The organism is Ruegeria halocynthiae (assembly GCF_000743705.1).
In the GTDB taxonomy this organism is placed as follows: domain Bacteria; phylum Pseudomonadota; class Alphaproteobacteria; order Rhodobacterales; family Rhodobacteraceae; genus Ruegeria; species Ruegeria halocynthiae_B.
Genome location: NZ_JQEZ01000003.1, coordinates 14,812 through 31,430 on the forward strand (window position 1 = coordinate 14,812; position 16,619 = coordinate 31,430).

Genomic DNA, 16,619 nt, shown 5'->3' on the forward strand with positions numbered 1-16,619 from the left:
CGGCGCTTTTTTTGTTGGAAGAACCAGGAATGGTTTCCGATTCACAATCGGCGTGCGACACGACCGGACCAAATAAGATAGGCCAGCGCGGCGGCGAACAGGGCCGCCATTGCGTACCATGTCAGGGCATAGGCCAGATGCGGGTTGCGAAATCGGACGACCGTCAGCCCCCCGCGAGGCCAGGTGCCTGATGCCCCCTGATGATCCGCATCAATGAAATAGGGTAAGGTTGGCCCAAGGTTCAAAGCCTTGGACATGGCCATCGGATCGCGCGACACCCAGCGGCCCGCTGCCGGATCGTTGCGTTCCAGCAAAGTGCCGCCCGACACCCCAGGACGCAACAGCCCGGTGATCGGCAGGCTCAGCGGTGACCAATCCGCAGGGTTCTGCACCTCAGCAGGCACATAGCCGCGATTGACCCACAACACACCCCGATCCGTCTTTATCGGTGACATCACCCAATATCCGGGGCCGCTGCCTGTGACCGCTTTGACCAGAACAGCCGGTTGATCCAGTAAACGACCGTCAACAGAGGCTCGCAGATAGGCGTGTTGGTGCGGATCAAATGGCGTGGGCACGCCTGCAGGCTCACCAAAGGCGCGCGCATCAACGGCGGCGATCAGCTCCTGTTTCCAGACCAACCGCCGGACCTGCCAGTTGCCCAGCAGAACGAACACGACAATCAACACCGCCGACACACCCAACAGCGCAGCCGTGACCCAAAGGGGCTGACGGGCGGTGTTTCCGTCGGTCATGGCAGGTTTCGAACCCTCTCGATCTGTTCGTGGGCGGGCATCATGTTTTCATCCAGATTGAACATGACCCAGATCGACCCGGCCATCACAATCACCAACAGCAGAATGGTCAGGCCCATTGACATGACCTGCCAACCGGCCTCGACCTTAAGCGAGACATGCAGGAAATAGTGGATATGGACCATCATCTGCGTCGCCCCCATGGCAAAGATGATCGCCACCGCCCAGGCGGTGTTATCCATCACGTCGCCCAGAACGATCCAGAATGGGATCAGGGTCAGAACCACCGACAACAGAAATCCGACGACATAGGATTTAAAGGTACCGTGACCGCCTTTTGCGTGATCGCTCATAGCAGGACCCCCGTGAGATAGACCAAGGAAAAGACGCCGATCCAGATCAGATCGAGGAAGTGCCAGAACAGGCTCAGGCACATGACCCGGCGTTTGTTCTCATGTGTCAGGCCCCGTTGACCCAATTGCATCAAAAGGACAATCAACCAGATACTGCCGCCCAGAACGTGCAGCCCGTGTGTGCCCACCAGAAAGAAGAACGACGACAAAAAGGCGCTGGCCATCGGGGTTGCCCCGATATGCCACAGGTGGCTGAACTCCTGAAACTCGAGGTACAGGAACCCCGCCCCGAAAAGCCCGGTGACGATCAACCACAGAACCGTGCCGCGCAGGTCGTCCATGTCCATCCGCAGCACCGCAAACCCGTAGGTGATCGACGAAAACAGCAGTGCGAAGGTGGCCAGCAGGATTTTTTCGATTTCGAACAGATCCGCCGGAGCGGGGCCAGCCGCATAATTTTGCCCCAGCACGGCATATGTGGCAAAGAGGATGCCGAAGATCAGGCAATCGCTCATCAGGTAAATCCAGAACCCCAGCATGGTTCCGGTTTCATGGTGATGCTCACCATGGTCGTCCCCGTGATGGGGGTCTTCGATCACAAAGAACTCTTTGGGTGGGTTCGCGCCTGTATCCGACATTATTCTGCTGCCCCCGCCAGCGCCTGAGTGCGCTGATCTTCGATGTCTTTGACCTCATCCGCCGGAACGTAATAATCGCGGTCGTAGTTGAACGTGTGCCCGATGCCATACACCAGCGTTGCGGCAAAGCTGACGGCGGCCAGCCACCAGATATGCCAGACCAGCGCAAAGCCCATCACGGTCAGAAGCCCGGCCATCACAACGCCCGTGGCCGTATAGCGCGGCATGTGGATCGGCACGAAGCCTTCGGTCGGGCGCACAAAGCCTTCGCGCTTCATCTGGGTGAATGCGTCCAGCTCGTGAACGCGCGGGGTGAAGGCAAAATTGTAGTAGGGCGGCGGCGAGGATGTCGACCATTCCAGTGTTCGCCCACCCCACGGATCACCCGTTGTGTCGCGCAATTCGTCCCGCCTGCGGATCGACACGTAGATCTGCACCAGAAACGCCCCGATCCCCGCTGCAATAAACAGCGCGCCGAACAGGGCGATGACGAAATAGATCGAATAGAACGTATCCTCGAACTGGCTGAGGCGGCGGGTGACGCCCATCAGACCCAGAACGTACAGCGGCATGAAGGCCAGGTAAAAGCCGATCAACCAGCACCAGAAGCTGACTTTGCCCCAGAACGGTTCCAGCTTGAACCCGAACGCCTTGGGCCACCAATAAATGATACCTGCAAAGATACCGAACACCACGCCACCGATGATTACGTTATGGAAATGCGCGATCAGAAACAGCGAGTTGTGCAAAACATAGTCCGCTGGCGGCACCGCCAGCAGCACGCCGGTCATACCACCCAGAACGAAGGTCAGCATGAACCCCATGACCCACAGCATCGGCGTTTCGAACCGGATACGGCCTTTGTACATGGTGAACAGCCAGTTGAATATCTTGGCCCCTGTGGGGATCGAGATGACCATCGTGGTGATGCCAAAAAAGGCGTTCACATTGGCCCCTGCCCCCATGGTAAAGAAATGGTGCAGCCAAACCAGATAGCTGAGGATCATGATCACGCAAGTGGCGTAAACCATAGAGGTATAGCCAAACAGGCGCTTGCCGGTGAAGGTGGGCACGATCTCGGAAAAGATGCCAAAGATCGGCAGGATCAGAATGTACACCTCGGGGTGGCCCCAAATCCAGATGAGGTTCACGTACATCATCGGATTGCCGCCCAGATCATTGGTAAAGAAATGGGTGCCCAGATAGCGATCCGCCGTCAACAGCGCCAGCGTGGCCGTCAGCACCGGGAAAGTCGCCACGATCAGGATGTTGGTACACAGCGCAGTCCAGGTGAAAACCGGCATTTTCATCAACGTCATGCCCGGCGCGCGCATCTTGACGATGGTGACCACCAGGTTGATCCCCGACAGGGTCGTACCGATGCCCGCGATGTTCAGCGACCACAGGTAATAGTCCATGCCAACGCTGGGGCTGTAATCCAGCCCGGAAAACGGCGCATAGGCCAGCCATCCGGCGGTCGAAAATTCGCCGATGAACAGCGACATCATGATCAGCACCGCACCCGACACCGTCAGCCAGAAGCTGAGGTTGTTGAGAAACGGAAAAGCAACGTCGCGCGCACCGATCTGTAACGGCATGACATAGTTCATGAAGCCGGTGACAAAGGGCATCGCGACGAAAAAGATCATGATCACGCCATGGGCGGTAAATATCTGATCATAGTGGTGGGCGTTCAAAAACCCCTCACCCCCGCTGGCGGCGATGGCCTGATGGCCGCGCATCATCAGCGCATCGGCAAAGCCACGCAACAGCATGACCAGGCCCAGAACCATATACATGATCCCGATCTTCTTGTGGTCGATGCTGGTGAACCACTCTTTCCACAGGTAGCCCCATAGCCGGAAATAGGTCAGCGCGCCGACGACGGCTCCCCCTCCGATTGCTACCACAATAAAGGTGTAAAGGATGATCGGTTCGTAAAAGGGAAACACGCCCCACGACAGTTTGCCAAAGATCGGATCAACCCCGGTTGCCCGGGCAATACCATCAGCGGCTTCGTTAGATAGCGACATCGCGTTATCTTTCCGTTTCTTATTCGTTTCAGGTCAGTTAGCGGACGCCGGAGGAACCAACGTCATCGCTGTGATGATTTCATTTTCGCGCAGGCGCATTTCCGGGCGGATCATCGCCATCAACGCACCGGGATCGTCGGCCGAACACAGCCCGCGGAACATCTCGCGGTTCCACAGCCCCTCAAGGCCGCCGCCGCCCAACGCGTCCACCATCATCATGTCGTTCAGGCACAATGAATTGTCGTCGATGCACAGGTTCACGATCTTGTCCCACAGCCCGTCTTCAACTGTGTCGTAATAGGTTATGGGGTGCGAAATGCTGGGCTGGTCCAATTGCGCCAGTGTTTCCCTGTCCAGTTCCACCCCCTGCGCCTGCACCTGCGCGACCCAGGCGTCGAAATCCGCCTGCGTCTTGCCGTGGAACTTGAATCGCATCTGGGAAAAACCCTCGCCGCTGTAATTGGCCGAGAATCCGTCATAAACGCCGGGTTTGTTGATCACGGCGTTCAGTTCGGTCTGCATTCCGGACATGGCATAAATCTGACCGGCCAAAGCGGGCACAAAGAACGAGTTCATAACCGTGGTCGAGGTGATCTCAAACCGAATTGGACGGTCCACCACCGCAGCCACTTCGTTGACAGTTGCGATGCCCTGTTCAGGGTAGATGAACAACCATTTCCAATCCATTGCCGAGACCTGAATCACCATAGGCTCGACTTGCGGATCAATCGCCTCGGCAGCGGATACGCGGCGCAGCGGTTCGAACGGGTCCAACCGGTGGGTGGCGACATAGGTCAGGCCCGCCAGACAGATGATAATCGCCAGCGGCACGGACCAGATGATGATTTCCAGACTGGTCGAATGATCCCAATCCGGCTCATAGGTCGCCTCTTTGTTGGATTCGCGGTATTTCCACGCAAAGAACACGGTCAACGCCATCACCGGGAGGATGATGATCAGCATCAGCACCGTTGAATACAGAATCAGGTCGGCCTGCTGTGCGGCGACATCACCTGACGGATTTAGGACAACCAGATCGCATCCTGACAATGCGAAGACCGACAGCAGCGCTGTCGAAAGAAATGCACGCTTCATGTTTTTGCGTCTCTTGGATCGGCTTTGGATGGAAATTTTGCTAAGCTGGCAAGACATATATTGAACCTCGGCTAGCGTGACCCCTTGTGCAAGCTTTTCAGCCGTGCTGCAATGCGACAAAAGATGACCCTAACACTTACCTTTGGCGTGACGCTCCGGAAACGATGGGTCAAAACAGGAGTATAGCATGTCCGGCGTTGAAGACACATACCGCTACACCGCTACGATCGACGAGGTGATCACCACGGTCGTCATGGCGCGCGTGACCGACTTTTTTGGCTTCTTTGTCTATGCGATTGCCTCGGCCCTTGTGTTTCCACGTCTGTTTTTTCCAATGCTGGACCCGTTGGCGGGCACATTGGCATCCTTTGCGATTTTTTCGCTGGCCTTTCTGGCGCGCCCGGTCGCCAGTCTTGCCGGGCGCACGCTGCAATACAAAATTGGCCGTGTCGGCAAAGTCACCTTGGCACTGGTTCTGTTGGGGACCGCCACGGTCGCGATCGGATTGCTGCCTGGCTATGACAAAATCGGCTGGCTGGCCCCTGTCCTGCTGGCAGTCTTGCGCATCCTTCAGGGCCTTGGCCTGGGTGGTGCCTGGGACGGACTGACGCTGCAATTGCAGAACGCCGCCCCTGCGGACCGCAAGGGCCGCTATGCGATGGTGCCGCAGTTGGGTGGCCCGGTCGGGTTCGTCGTCGCAGCCGCAATCTTCTTTGTCCTGAACGGGTTCCTGACCGAAGAAGAGTTTCTGAAGTGGGGCTGGCGCTTTGCCTTTTTTGCGGTGATGGCGGTGAATGTGGTGTCGCTTTTTGCGCGGGTCAGGTTGCTGAATTCCGATTTGGGGGTCGAACCCGAAGTCATGCAATCAGCCCCCCTGCCCGAGCTTGTCCGCACCGAAGGCAAAACCATCTTTCTGTCAGCCTGCCTGCCACTGGCCAGTTATGCCCTGTTTCACATGGTCACCGTGTTCCCGTTGGCGTTTGCCGCGATTTACGAGCGGTATGAAATCACCGAAGTTCTGACCGTGCAGTTGATCGGCGGGGCGCTGGCGGTGCTGACCGTGATCGCGTCGGGATTGCTGGCGGATCGCTATAACCGGCGTACGGTAATCCGGCTTAGCACGATCTTGATCGTAGTCCTTGGGCTGATGATCCAGACATTGGCGTCTTATCCTTACATGTACATTCTGTTCGGCTTTATGGTGCTGGGGCTGGCCTATGGGCAGGCCAGCGCCATTGTGCCGCAACGGTTTTCAACCAGATACCGCTATTCCGGGTCCGCGATGGCAACCAACCTGTCGTGGATCATCGGTGCCGCGTTTGCCCCGTTGATCGGCATTGGCCTGACGGCGGCATTCGGATTGTGGGCTGCGGGGTTGTATCTGTTGTCCGGGGCGCTTGTTACCTTTGCCGCATTGCACCTGTTGAACAAACACAATCCAGCGTGATCGGTTGTTAGCGCGGACACCATGTTCAACCGCGCCCGGGCATGCCAAGAAAGGACACACGTAATCAATCCGACCTCGGCATGACCATAAGGCAGGACCTCCATTGGCGCCCATCCCATCCCAATCAGAAGACGCGCTGTTTTTTGGCGATGATCAGGATTGCATCAGCTATAACCGTGTCTGGTTCAACCTGATCCGCGCGCACCGCAGGCTTTATCCCCGTATTACCAAGGCGCTGAAAACCTGCGGGATAAAGGACCCGATCTGGTTCGAGATTCTGCTGGAGGTCGAGCGCGCCGGACCCGAGGGTCAACCAATGAGCGCGCTGGAAGAAAAACTGTTCGTTCCGCAGTATGCCCTGTCCCGCCACGTGACCCGGCTGGAAAAAGAGGGGGTCTTGCGGCGCGAACATATCGCTGATGTCCGGCGCAAGCAGATCCTGTTTCTGACCGAGAAGGGGCAAGGCATGCACGCGCGTATCTGGCCCGTGTATTGGGAAGCGATACAGGCTGAAATCGGGCCGCATCTGAATGTCGAAGATGCTTACAAACTGGCCCGATTGCTGATCAATTTGTTGCCCTGAAACTGCCCTTGCGCGCAGTTTCAGGACCAAGGTTTCCTAGAACCTTGCGACGGCTTCAACCACCACGGTCCGGCCCGGCTCTTTCAGCGGGATCAGCGCGGTGTCGTAATCCGCGCCATAGGTCGCACGGTCCGAGTAATCCTGATCGAACAGGTTATTGACCGACAGGCGCAACGTCAGATTGGGCAAGGTCGGCGGTGTGTACTCACCATAGACATTGACGACCGTATAACCTTTCAGACCCGAACAAGTGTCACAGATCTTGGTTGAATCATTGTCAAAGGCCACGTCCAGTGTCGCACCAAACTGGGCGTGCCATTGCGGTACATATTGCTGCACTTGCAGAGCAACACGCTGCCCGATCGGAGTGCCGAAACCAAAGGCCTGCGATTCATAAGTACCGGGGTTTTGGCCGTTGATTTTGAGATTTGCGTTTGTGTAGGTCAAGCGCATCGAGCCGTTGTACCAGCTATAGCCAGCATCAAGGTTAAAGCCCTGGCTGCGGACTTCGGCTGAATTGTGTCGATTCATGTTGGACCGGCGGTCGAACCGCATCACGCGGGCGTTGTCGATGGTGGTCCGGAACAATTCGCCCGACACCCGGAAGGCACCGGATTCCCAATCGACCCCAAGGTTGATGTTTTTACCGCGCGACGATTCAAAGCCGGTGTAATCGGTTCTCCAGAATTTATAGTTGTCTTCGATCTGATAGCCGCCGAATACGTTCGAATAGCCTGCACGCAGCGACAGGGTATCAATCACGAAGTAAGTAGCCGACAAGTTATAGCTTCCGCCTGAATCGCTCAGCTTGGTGCCGTCGACTCCGGTGAAATCCTGCCAGTCATAACGCGCACCGGTCGAGATGCGCCACTTGTCCGTGGGGTCGAACCGGGCCTGTGTAAAGATCCCGACGTTCTTGCCGCGTTCTTTCAGCGTATAAGTCGGCGCTTTAAAGGTCGAATCCTTGTCATAGGCATCTAGGCCCGCAACGATCGAACCGCCGCCCAGAAAGCCCCCATCCAGGTGGAATGTATTCTGCACCTTCCCCGACAGGGTGCTGGATTTTCCGTCAAAATCGCGATCCCTGCGTTCCACTTCGGCGTCGGAATATCCGATCACGACCTGCGGATCCCAAAGACCACCCGCCTGCGTGTTGGAATATTGCAGCGAATAGCTGGACCGCGTCGTGTCATACGGCACCAGGTTCATGACACGGGGCGGGGCCCAGTTGCCGAAATTGGGCTTGTCGTTGCGGCGTTCGGAATCCTGAATGCGCTGGCCGGACAGTTCGATACGATCACCTTGATCGCCCTCATAGGCGAATTTCAAAAGCCCGGTTTGCATGTCAGCGGCGGTGCCTTGCGTCCTGTTACCGTCACCATCTTCATAAGGGTTACCCGTGGTCGAGCGCGCATAACCGAGGGCCTCGAACCCACTGCCGCGCGTTGCCAAAACCAGGGACCGTGCAAAGGTGCTGCCATTGTCGGCATAGCTCAGCCGGGCTGTCCCTGCGGCGTTGCGGCCGTCTTCGATCACATCGGCGGCGTCCACGGTTTCCAGGATCACCGCACCGGCGGTTGCGTTGGGGCCGGTATCAGCCGCGGCGATGCCCGGGTCAACCCGAACGAACTTCAGCATCCCCGGATCGAAAACCGTGGCGCTGGTGTGGTGGAACACCCGGTTGTTCTGCAACGCCCCGTCGATCTGTGTGGTCAGGTTGATCAGGTCGATCCCGTTGACATAGATTTTCTGAGTCAGCGGGATGGCACCACCAACCGACACGTTCGAGATCCCTTCGAACAGGTCGCGTGCATTGCCCAGACGGGCGTTTTCGACCTCGGCGTCGGACAGATAGATGGACGCGCCCCGGTCAGCGTCCTGGCCCAACGGGTCGCGATCCCGAACGGTGATCGGGTCCAGCGAAAAGACGTCGCCTTCGGGGGCGTCTGAAGTCGCGGTTTCGGATTTTTCTTCGACCGTCACATCCGTTGCTTCGGCTTCTTGCGCAAAGGCAGAAGCCCCGAACAACAGCGACAGGGCCGATCCGCACAGCAGGCTGGTGCGAACCGCGTTGAATTTATCAGGCATTTGAGTGATCCCGTGTGTTTGCTTGCGACCTGGCTGGCTCGTGTCGCGAGCGGGCGGGGAATTCGCGCTCCCTTTAGGGGCTGGGATGCTGACATGCAAGTGCATGTTAACGCGATCATGTGGGACGTGGCGTTAAACCAACACCACCGGCCGCCCCCCGACGACTGCAACCTCGGCCCCGGTCTGAAACACCTCGCGCAGCAGCGCCGAATTCACGATTTCACGCGGGGTGCCATCAGCAACAACCACCCCTTGTTTCAACGCAATAATGCGGTCGGCATAGGCCGCAGCGTAATTGATGTCATGCACGACGATCACCACCGTTCTGCCCTGCGCTGTCACCAGATCGCGAAGCAGGGTCATCAGCGCCCGAGATGCAGAGATATCAAGGTTGTTCAGCGGCTCATCCAGCAGCAGGTACTCGGTATCCTGCGCAAAGGCCATGGCAACAAAAGCCCGTTGTCGCTGACCACCCGACAGATTCTCAAGCTGACGGTCGGCGATGGCCGTAAGTTCAAACTGACCGATTACTGCATCAACCCGGTCGCGGTCTTCTGCACGGGGACGGCCCTTATGATAGGGATAGCGGCCGAACCCGACCAGATCACGCACCGTCAACCGGCTGGCCACGCTCAGGTCCTGCGGCAGGATCGCCAGTTGCCGCGCCAGCACGTCATCAGCGGTCTTACCGATTTGCAAACCGTCGATTGAAATGCTGCCCGATTGCAGCGGAACCAATCGCGCGACCAGGGACAGCAAGGTCGACTTTCCCGCCCCGTTCGGCCCCACCAGCGCAACCAGACCCCCTTTTTCCAGCCGCAGCGACACATCTGACAGGATCGGGTGCCCGGCGATTTGGTATGAGAGGTTTTCGATTTCAATCATCGCAGGCTCCGCAACAGCAAAAACAGGAAAATCAGGCCGCCCAGGAACTCGACCACGACGCTCAGCGGGGTGCTGAGATCCAGAAGCCGTTCCATCACGGTCTGGCCCCCGACAAGGATGATCGACGCAATCAGCGCCGCCGCCGGCAACAGGTCTCCATGGCGCGCGGACGGGATGATCAGATAGGTCAGGCTGGTCACCAGAATCCCGAAAAAGGCCACCGGCCCCACCAGCGCGGTTGAGACTGAAACCAGAACCGACACCAGCAAAAGAACCTGCCATTGCGCCTTGTGGGGTGGCTCGCCCAGCGATGTGGACAACACCGGCCCAAGCGGCAGGACATCCAGTCGATATCGCATCCGCCACACCGCCGCCCCAGCCGCCAGACAAAATCCGGTCGCCACGGCCAACAGGCCGGTATCGACATTGGAAAACCGCGCGAAGGATGCCGCCTGCACCACCGCATATTCATTCGGGTCAATCACCCGCCGAAAATAGGCGGTGAGCGAGTGAAACAGGACCGCCAGAACAACGCCGGTCAGGATCAGGCGCATCATGTCACCCTCGCCCGCCCGCAGAACCACACGGAACAGCAACAGTGACGCGCCGCACATCCAGACCACATTTGCCACCATCATACCTTGTGGCGGCAGGCCCTGATAGGTCCGCGCGCCTATGGCCCAGACCAGGCCCGTCAGCAACAGCAGATACAGCGCGTCGAACCCCATGACCGAGGGCGTCAGGATGCGATTTCCGGTTATGGTCTGAAATATCACGGTCGCCCAAGACACGGCAAAGCCAACCAGCAACAATGCCGCCAGCTTCTGGCCGCGAAAGGCCAGTATAAAGCCCCAGTCGCCCCTGACGCCCAGACTCAGATAAGCGGCGCAACATAGGGCTAACAGCCCGGCCAGCAGGAACAACCTAACGCGCAAGCCGGGACCCGCCATATAGCAGCCACAGAAACACAATCGCACCGACAATGCCGATCACCGTGCCAACCGGCATTTCAAACGGATAGATCACCATACGCCCCAGCAGATCTGCGGCCAGCACCAATGCCGCCCCGGCCATCGCGGTCATCGGCAAGGACCGGCGCAGGCTGTCGCCGGTAAATTGGCTGACAAGATTGGGTACCACCAGCCCGACAAACGGGATCATGCCAACCGTCACAACGGTCAGCCCGGTCACGACCGAAATCATGATCAGCCCCAGAACCACGACCTGAGCATAATTCAGACCCAGATTCAGGCTGACCGCCTCACCCAGCCCGATGATCGAAAACTGATCTGCCACCAGATAGCTCAGGGCGGCGGCAAGACCGGCCAGCCACAGCAACTCATACCGGCCACGCAACGTGCCCGAGAACTCTCCGTTCATCCAGATTTCGATGAATTGCAGCATGTCCGCCTGATAGGCCACATAGGTCACGGCGGCCCCGACCACTCCGCCATAGATCAGCCCCACCAATGGCACCAGCAAGGGCTGGGTCGGCGGCAGGCGACGGATGATGACAAAGAACAGCAACGACCCGCCCAGGGCGGTGATCGACGCCATGGCCATCTTGAACCCGATGGGGGCCGCCGGGACCAGAACAGCCGTCATCAGAATACCTAACGCAGCGCTTTGCCCCGTGCCGGAAGTCATCGGTTCGACAAAGCGGTTGCGCGCGATCTGCTGCATGATCTGGCCTGCGATTGCCAGCGACGCGCCAGTCAGCAGTGTGGCCACCGTTCGGGGAAAGCGGCTGTCCCGGATCAGGGGCCAGACCTCGTCAGGCCGGGTGCTGCGCAAGTCGATCACCCCGACAAACAATGAGGCGCAGGCCAGCGCGCACAGCGCCAACAGGCAAAACCATCGTATCATGTCAGCTGGGCGAAAAGCCGGTGATCAGATCGTCCAGCGTGCGCATCATCGACTGGATGCCGCCTCCGGCAATATAGATGTCGGCGGCGTTCAGATAAATCACCTGCCGGGATTGCCATGCCTTTGTCTGCTGAACCAGCGCGTTATCCAGCGTTGCGCGGGCGCTGTCGCCCGGTTGGCCGATGGCCGCCAGCCGGTCTACCACGATCAACCAGTCAGGGTCGGTGTCGCGGATAAACTCGAACGAGATCGCCTCGCCGTGGACCGCCGCACCGATTTCGGGGGCCGCTTCGGGCAGGCCGACGTCATGGTGCAACCAGCCAAACCGACCCCCGGACCCATAGGCGCTGATCTTGGGGCCGTTGGTCATGACGATCAGCACATCACCCTTACCACGGGCCGCAACGCCAGCCTGTTCCAACCGGTCAGAGAATGCCTTTTCCAACGCGGCGGCCTCATCCGATTTTCCGAAAATCCGACCATAATCCCGCAGCCGCGCCAAGGCGTCGCCCGTCAGATCTGCCCCGATGGTCATGTCGATGCTAGGTGCGATACGGGACATGTTGGTCAACTGATCCGACGTACGGCTGCCGACAATGATCAAATCCGGTGCCAACGCATGCACACCTTCGAAATCCGGCTCCCAGAATGTCCCCAGATCGGTGGCATTCTGCAAGACGCCATCCAGATAATCGACATAAAGCCCGTCAACCGTGCCGGCGATCGGGATCCCCAGCGCATTCAGCGTATCGGCTGCGGCAACGTCGAATACCGCGATTCTTTCCGGATGCTGAGGAACCTGCGCCGGGCCGCGAAAGGTTGTGACATCCAGGGGGTCAGCCAGGCCCGTGCTGGCAAGTATTGTGGTCAGGGCAATTGCTGTCAGGCGGCCAAGCATCATCAGTCCTCAGATCATTTCCGGGGTTCAGGTCAGGTATGAAGCTGGCGAGATGCAATTGCATGTGACTGGCGCGCGATTTCTTGCACATCTGGCCAGTGAACTCAATCCGGCCATTTGAACTGGTTGGCATTTCTGCGGATGTTCCACCGACCCCGGGTCGTACTGTCATCTGTTAAGGATTGCCAAATCACAGCCCCGGCGACTTGATGTTCAAGCGTGGCGTTGGCTGATCTCACCCATTATGCCGTTGACAACCACCGCTTGGCCACCGGCGGGCAAACCCCCAGGCAATCGACGGCGCGGGCCGCGATTTGGTCGACAATCTCGGTCAGGTCACGCGGCCCAAGATAGAATGCCGGAACCGGAGGCAGAATGACGGCACCCATTTCCGTCGCGGCGGTCATGTTTCGCAGATGCGCCAGCGTCAGAGGCGCTTCGCGGGTCAGCAGCACCAGCCGCCTGCGTTCCTTGAGCTGCACGCTGGCCGCGCGGGTCAGCAGATTATCGTCCAGCCCGTGCGAGATCGCGGCAAGGGATCGCATCGAACAGGGCGCAACGATCATGCCCGCCACCGGGACCGAACCCGACGCAATGCTGGCGCCGACATCGTCGTTGGCATGGCAGCGGGTTACCAGATCGCGCAGCTCATCCAATGCATCTGCACCGCATTCCTGCGCCAGTGTCAGATGGGCGGCCCTGCTGACAACCAGATCGACCTCGACCTCCAGTTTCGAAAACCAGCGGGCAATCGCAAGGGCGAGGGCTGCGCCTGACGCGCCCGAGACACCCAATATGACGCGGTGTTCGGTCATTGGTGCAACCCCGGCAGAATCCGGTCGACCAGATTGGATGCAAAGGCGGCGCTTGCGTCCGAAATTTGCATGACCTGCCCCCATTCGCGCTGTGTTTCACTGCCGATCTTGGTGGTGGCATCCAAGCCCATCTTGCCCGCCAAACCGGGCTGGGGTGAGGCGAAATCAAGGTAATCCATAGGTGTATTTTCCAACAACATCACGTCCCGGGCAGGGTCCATACGCGTGGCCAGCGCCCAGGCTATGTCGTCCCAGTTTCTGGGGTCGATATCCGAATCCACGGCCACAATCATTTTGGTATAGCTGAACTGCGGCAACATCCCCCACAGCGCCATCATGACCCTGCGTGCCTGCCCCGGATACCGCTTGTCGATACTGACGACCGCAATACGGTATGAGCAGGCAGCGGGCGGCAACCACAGATCCCGCACCTCAGGAATCTGGGCACGGATTGTCGGCAAGGCCAGTTGATTGAACACCTCACCGATGATCGCGGGTTCATCCGGCGGACGGCCGGTATAGGTGGACAGATAAAGAGGCGCTTCGCGATGGGTGACCGCGCTGACCTGCATCACTGGAAAGGGCTCCGCCGGGTTATAGTACCCGGTGTGGTCGCCAAAGGGGCCTTCGGGGGCGGTTTCGCTGGGGGACACCCAGCCTTCCAAGATGATTTCCGCATCTGCCGGAACCAAAAGCGGCAGGGTCTTTGCCAGCACCATCTTAGGGCGCGCACCAGTCAGCGCGCCCGCAAAGGTCAGCTCGGACACTGCCTCCGGCAGCGGCAGCGCCGCCGAAAGCAAAGTTGCAGGGTTTGCGCCCAGAACAATGGCCACAGGCATCTTTTCGTTGTGCTGGACCCAGCTACGATGATGGGCGGCCCCGCCGCGATGCGGCAGCCAACGCATGATCAGGCGGTTTTGGTCCAGAACCTGAACGCGGTAGACACCCGCATTATAGCTGCTCGCATTGTCCGGCTGACCGCCATAGGGCCGGGTTACAACCACCGGCCAGGTGATAAGCGGCCCAGCATCGCCCGGCCAATGGGTCTGAATCGGCAGCGCGGTCAACTCTACATCGGACCCGCAGCGGACCACGTCCTGAACCGGTGCCTTTCGAACCGATTTGGGCCGGGTCGCAAGGGCAGCTTTCAACATGGGCCACCGCGAAAACGCATCGCGCAGACCGTCTGGAGGCGCGGGCGCGCGAAGTGCAGCAAGAAACGCCCCCAGGTCATTCAGACCCTCAACCGAAACGCCCAACCCAGCCGCGACCCGCGCGGCGGTGCCAAACAGATTGACCACCACAGGGATTTCTGACCGCCTGCCCTTGTCCAGCATGGGCTGATCGAATTGCAGAACCGGCCCGCCCGCCTCTAACACGGTGCGGTGGACCGCTGTCATCTGATGACGAACCGACACCGGATCAGGGACAGCTTTGAATTGATCGGTATCTGCGCACCACCTGAGAAAATGGCGAAGAGTAGGATGTGAGGGCATGGTGCGACCAAGAAGGCTTCGGTGAACTTTCTTTGCCCTATCAGCCAAACCGGGCGGCGGAATTGACAACAGTCAATTTCCCGCACTCAAGACCGGCCTACCAAGACGCAACTGGTCACCCTTGTCGAGACAGCAGGAGGTCTGTTTGTCCCATCCTCAAAATCCGATCCCGCATTGCCCTGCCGCGTTGGCGGCGATGCTGCGGGTTGTCCCGCTTGCGCCTTTATCGCTTTCGCTGACTGTGTTTTCGCGTCGGATCGCACAGAACAATCCCGGCCTGGTCCAACGCCTTGGTGAATATGACCGGACAGGTTTTGTTCTTGATCCAACTGACCTGCCGATAGTGATGTGCCTGAATCCCAATGGTGGGTTGCCAAAGGTGACACTCTGTCGACAACCATCAAAGGGGGCCGCACGTATTTCCGGCCCTCTGGCCGCGCTGCTTGGGTTGGTTCACGGGGCGTTTGATGGCGACGCGCTGTTTTTCTCGCGCGATTTGGTGGTTGAGGGCGACACCGGCGCGGCCCTGGCCCTGCGCAACGCAATCGACGATGCGGAGCTGAATTTGGCGCAAGAGGCCACCGCATTGTCCGGCCCGTTTGCACGGCCTGTTCAGCAGTTGATCGCTTTTGCAGAACGTCAGACCGGGCTGTGCCTGAACCGGCCCGAGGACAGCGTGATATGGTAATGGAAATTGTTTGCCCGGCGGGCACACCCGCCGCCCTGCGCGCCGCTGTCAAAGCCGGGGCGCATACCGTTTATTGCGGCTTTAACGATGAAACCAATGCGCGCAATTTCCCTGGCCTGAACTTCAGCAGGTCAGAAATGCGCGACGGGGTGGCCTTTGCCCATGACCACGGCGCCAAGGTGCTGGTGGCCATCAATACCTTTCCCCGCGCCGGGGACGAGGTGATCTGGCACCACGCGATCAGCGATGCGGATGCCTGTGGTGCAAACGCTGTGATCCTGGCTGATCCCGGCCTGCTGGACCACGCATCGCGCAATCACCCGCGTTTGCGCAGGCATCTTTCGGTGCAGGCGGCGGCGGCCAACGCCGATATCATCAACTTTTACGCCAAGACCTTCGATGTAAAACGGGTGGTGCTGCCACGGGTCCTGTCGGTGCCGGAAATCGCCGCCATCAATGCTGAAACAACAGTAGAAACCGAAGTGTTCGTCTTTGGCGGGTTATGTGTCATGGCAGAAGGCCGCTGCTCACTGTCTTCTTACGCGACCGGGTTGTCGCCGAACATGAACGGCGTCTGCTCACCAGCCAGCCACGTTGACTATGCCGAAGATCAGGGGGCGCTGGATGCCCGACTGGGCGGATACCTCATCCACCGGGTCGAAAAAGGCCAACCCGCCCCCTATCCGACCCTGTGCAAGGGGTGTTTCTCGGCCGGGGACAAAACCGGGCACCTGTTCGAAGACCCTGTCAGCCTGAACGCCGAAAGGTTGATCCCGCAATTGCACAAGGCTGGTGTGACCGCCCTCAAGATCGAGGGTCGGCAGCGGTCGAAATCCTATGTTGCACAGGTCGTGCGCAATTTTCGGGCAGCGGTTGACGCGCTTGAAGCCGGTCGCCCCTTGCCCGAAGGCATGTTGGCCCGCCTGTCCGAAGGTCAGGCAATGACAACTGGTGCCTACAAAAAAACATGGAGATAGCA

The 16,619-nt window shown here is 58.9% G+C and carries 16 protein-coding genes; 4 read left to right on the plus strand and 12 right to left on the minus strand.

Annotated features, from left to right (window positions below):
- Positions 1-41: 41 nt before the first annotated feature.
- From JT51_RS10985 to cyoA, 5 genes are read right to left on the minus strand one after another with little or no spacing between them, the layout of a single operon-like run.
- Positions 42-755, minus strand: a complete 714-nt coding sequence (locus JT51_RS10985) for an SURF1 family protein (RefSeq protein ID WP_037312300.1) — start codon at positions 753-755, stop codon at positions 42-44.
- The gene (cyoD, locus tag JT51_RS10990) at positions 752-1,108 is read right to left on the minus strand and encodes a cytochrome o ubiquinol oxidase subunit IV (RefSeq protein ID WP_051927507.1); all 357 of its coding nucleotides are present in this window, start codon (positions 1,106-1,108) and stop codon (positions 752-754) included. Before cyoD ends, JT51_RS10985 begins: the two co-directional genes overlap by 4 nt.
- Complete coding sequence (gene cyoC / locus JT51_RS10995) at positions 1,105-1,746, minus strand: cytochrome o ubiquinol oxidase subunit III (RefSeq protein ID WP_037312305.1); 642 nt, start codon at positions 1,744-1,746, stop codon at positions 1,105-1,107. Before cyoC ends, cyoD begins: the two co-directional genes overlap by 4 nt.
- Complete coding sequence (gene cyoB, locus JT51_RS11000; RefSeq protein ID WP_051927508.1) at positions 1,746-3,779, minus strand: cytochrome o ubiquinol oxidase subunit I; 2,034 nt, start codon at positions 3,777-3,779, stop codon at positions 1,746-1,748. The genes cyoC and cyoB overlap by 1 nt, the downstream gene beginning before the upstream one ends.
- 33 nt (positions 3,780-3,812) lie before the next feature.
- On the minus strand, positions 3,813-4,874 hold the full coding sequence (gene cyoA / locus JT51_RS11005) for a ubiquinol oxidase subunit II (protein ID WP_037312307.1): 1,062 nt from the start codon (positions 4,872-4,874) through the stop codon (positions 3,813-3,815).
- Between the two features lie 187 nt (positions 4,875-5,061).
- Between cyoA and JT51_RS11010 the strand changes: the two genes are divergently transcribed.
- Together JT51_RS11010 and JT51_RS11015 are read left to right on the plus strand one after the other, a co-directional pair.
- Positions 5,062-6,321, plus strand: a complete 1,260-nt coding sequence (locus JT51_RS11010) for an MFS transporter (RefSeq protein ID WP_037312310.1) — start codon at positions 5,062-5,064, stop codon at positions 6,319-6,321.
- A gap of 103 nt (positions 6,322-6,424) precedes the next feature.
- Positions 6,425-6,904, plus strand: a complete 480-nt coding sequence (locus JT51_RS11015; RefSeq protein WP_081894661.1) for a MarR family winged helix-turn-helix transcriptional regulator — start codon at positions 6,425-6,427, stop codon at positions 6,902-6,904.
- Between the two features lie 36 nt (positions 6,905-6,940).
- Here the strand turns inward: JT51_RS11015 and JT51_RS11020 are convergent, their stop codons facing one another.
- The 7 genes from JT51_RS11020 to JT51_RS11050 form a co-directional block, all read right to left on the minus strand.
- Entirely contained in the window at positions 6,941-8,992 is a 2,052-nt protein-coding gene (locus JT51_RS11020; protein ID WP_037312314.1) for a TonB-dependent receptor domain-containing protein, read from the minus strand.
- A 132-nt stretch (positions 8,993-9,124) separates the two neighbouring features.
- On the minus strand, positions 9,125-9,877 hold the full coding sequence (locus tag JT51_RS11025) for an ABC transporter ATP-binding protein (RefSeq protein ID WP_037312317.1): 753 nt from the start codon (positions 9,875-9,877) through the stop codon (positions 9,125-9,127).
- Positions 9,874-10,812 carry an iron chelate uptake ABC transporter family permease subunit gene (locus JT51_RS11030; protein WP_235216163.1) on the minus strand — a complete coding sequence of 313 codons (939 nt, stop codon included), beginning with the start codon at positions 10,810-10,812 and terminating at the stop codon, positions 9,874-9,876. The genes JT51_RS11025 and JT51_RS11030 overlap by 4 nt, the downstream gene beginning before the upstream one ends.
- On the minus strand, positions 10,802-11,743 hold the full coding sequence (locus tag JT51_RS11035; protein WP_037312324.1) for an iron chelate uptake ABC transporter family permease subunit: 942 nt from the start codon (positions 11,741-11,743) through the stop codon (positions 10,802-10,804). The genes JT51_RS11030 and JT51_RS11035 overlap by 11 nt, the downstream gene beginning before the upstream one ends.
- 1 nt (position 11,744) lies before the next feature.
- Positions 11,745-12,641: a siderophore ABC transporter substrate-binding protein gene (locus JT51_RS11040; protein WP_037314055.1), complete on the minus strand. Its 897-nt coding sequence runs from the start codon at positions 12,639-12,641 to the stop codon at positions 11,745-11,747.
- A gap of 242 nt (positions 12,642-12,883) precedes the next feature.
- The gene (locus JT51_RS11045) at positions 12,884-13,456 is read right to left on the minus strand and encodes a UbiX family flavin prenyltransferase (RefSeq protein WP_037312327.1); all 573 of its coding nucleotides are present in this window, start codon (positions 13,454-13,456) and stop codon (positions 12,884-12,886) included.
- Positions 13,453-14,952: a UbiD family decarboxylase gene (locus JT51_RS11050; protein WP_037312332.1), complete on the minus strand. Its 1,500-nt coding sequence runs from the start codon at positions 14,950-14,952 to the stop codon at positions 13,453-13,455. Before JT51_RS11050 ends, JT51_RS11045 begins: the two co-directional genes overlap by 4 nt.
- 145 nt (positions 14,953-15,097) lie before the next feature.
- Between JT51_RS11050 and ubiT the strand changes: the two genes are divergently transcribed.
- Positions 15,098-15,640 (plus strand): ubiquinone anaerobic biosynthesis accessory factor UbiT, encoded by a 543-nt coding sequence (ubiT, locus tag JT51_RS11055; RefSeq protein WP_235216164.1) that lies wholly within the window; start codon positions 15,098-15,100, stop codon positions 15,638-15,640.
- Positions 15,640-16,617 carry a ubiquinone anaerobic biosynthesis protein UbiU gene (gene ubiU, locus JT51_RS11060; RefSeq protein WP_037312335.1) on the plus strand — a complete coding sequence of 326 codons (978 nt, stop codon included), beginning with the start codon at positions 15,640-15,642 and terminating at the stop codon, positions 16,615-16,617. Before ubiT ends, ubiU begins: the two co-directional genes overlap by 1 nt.
- Positions 16,618-16,619 lie beyond the last annotated feature (2 nt).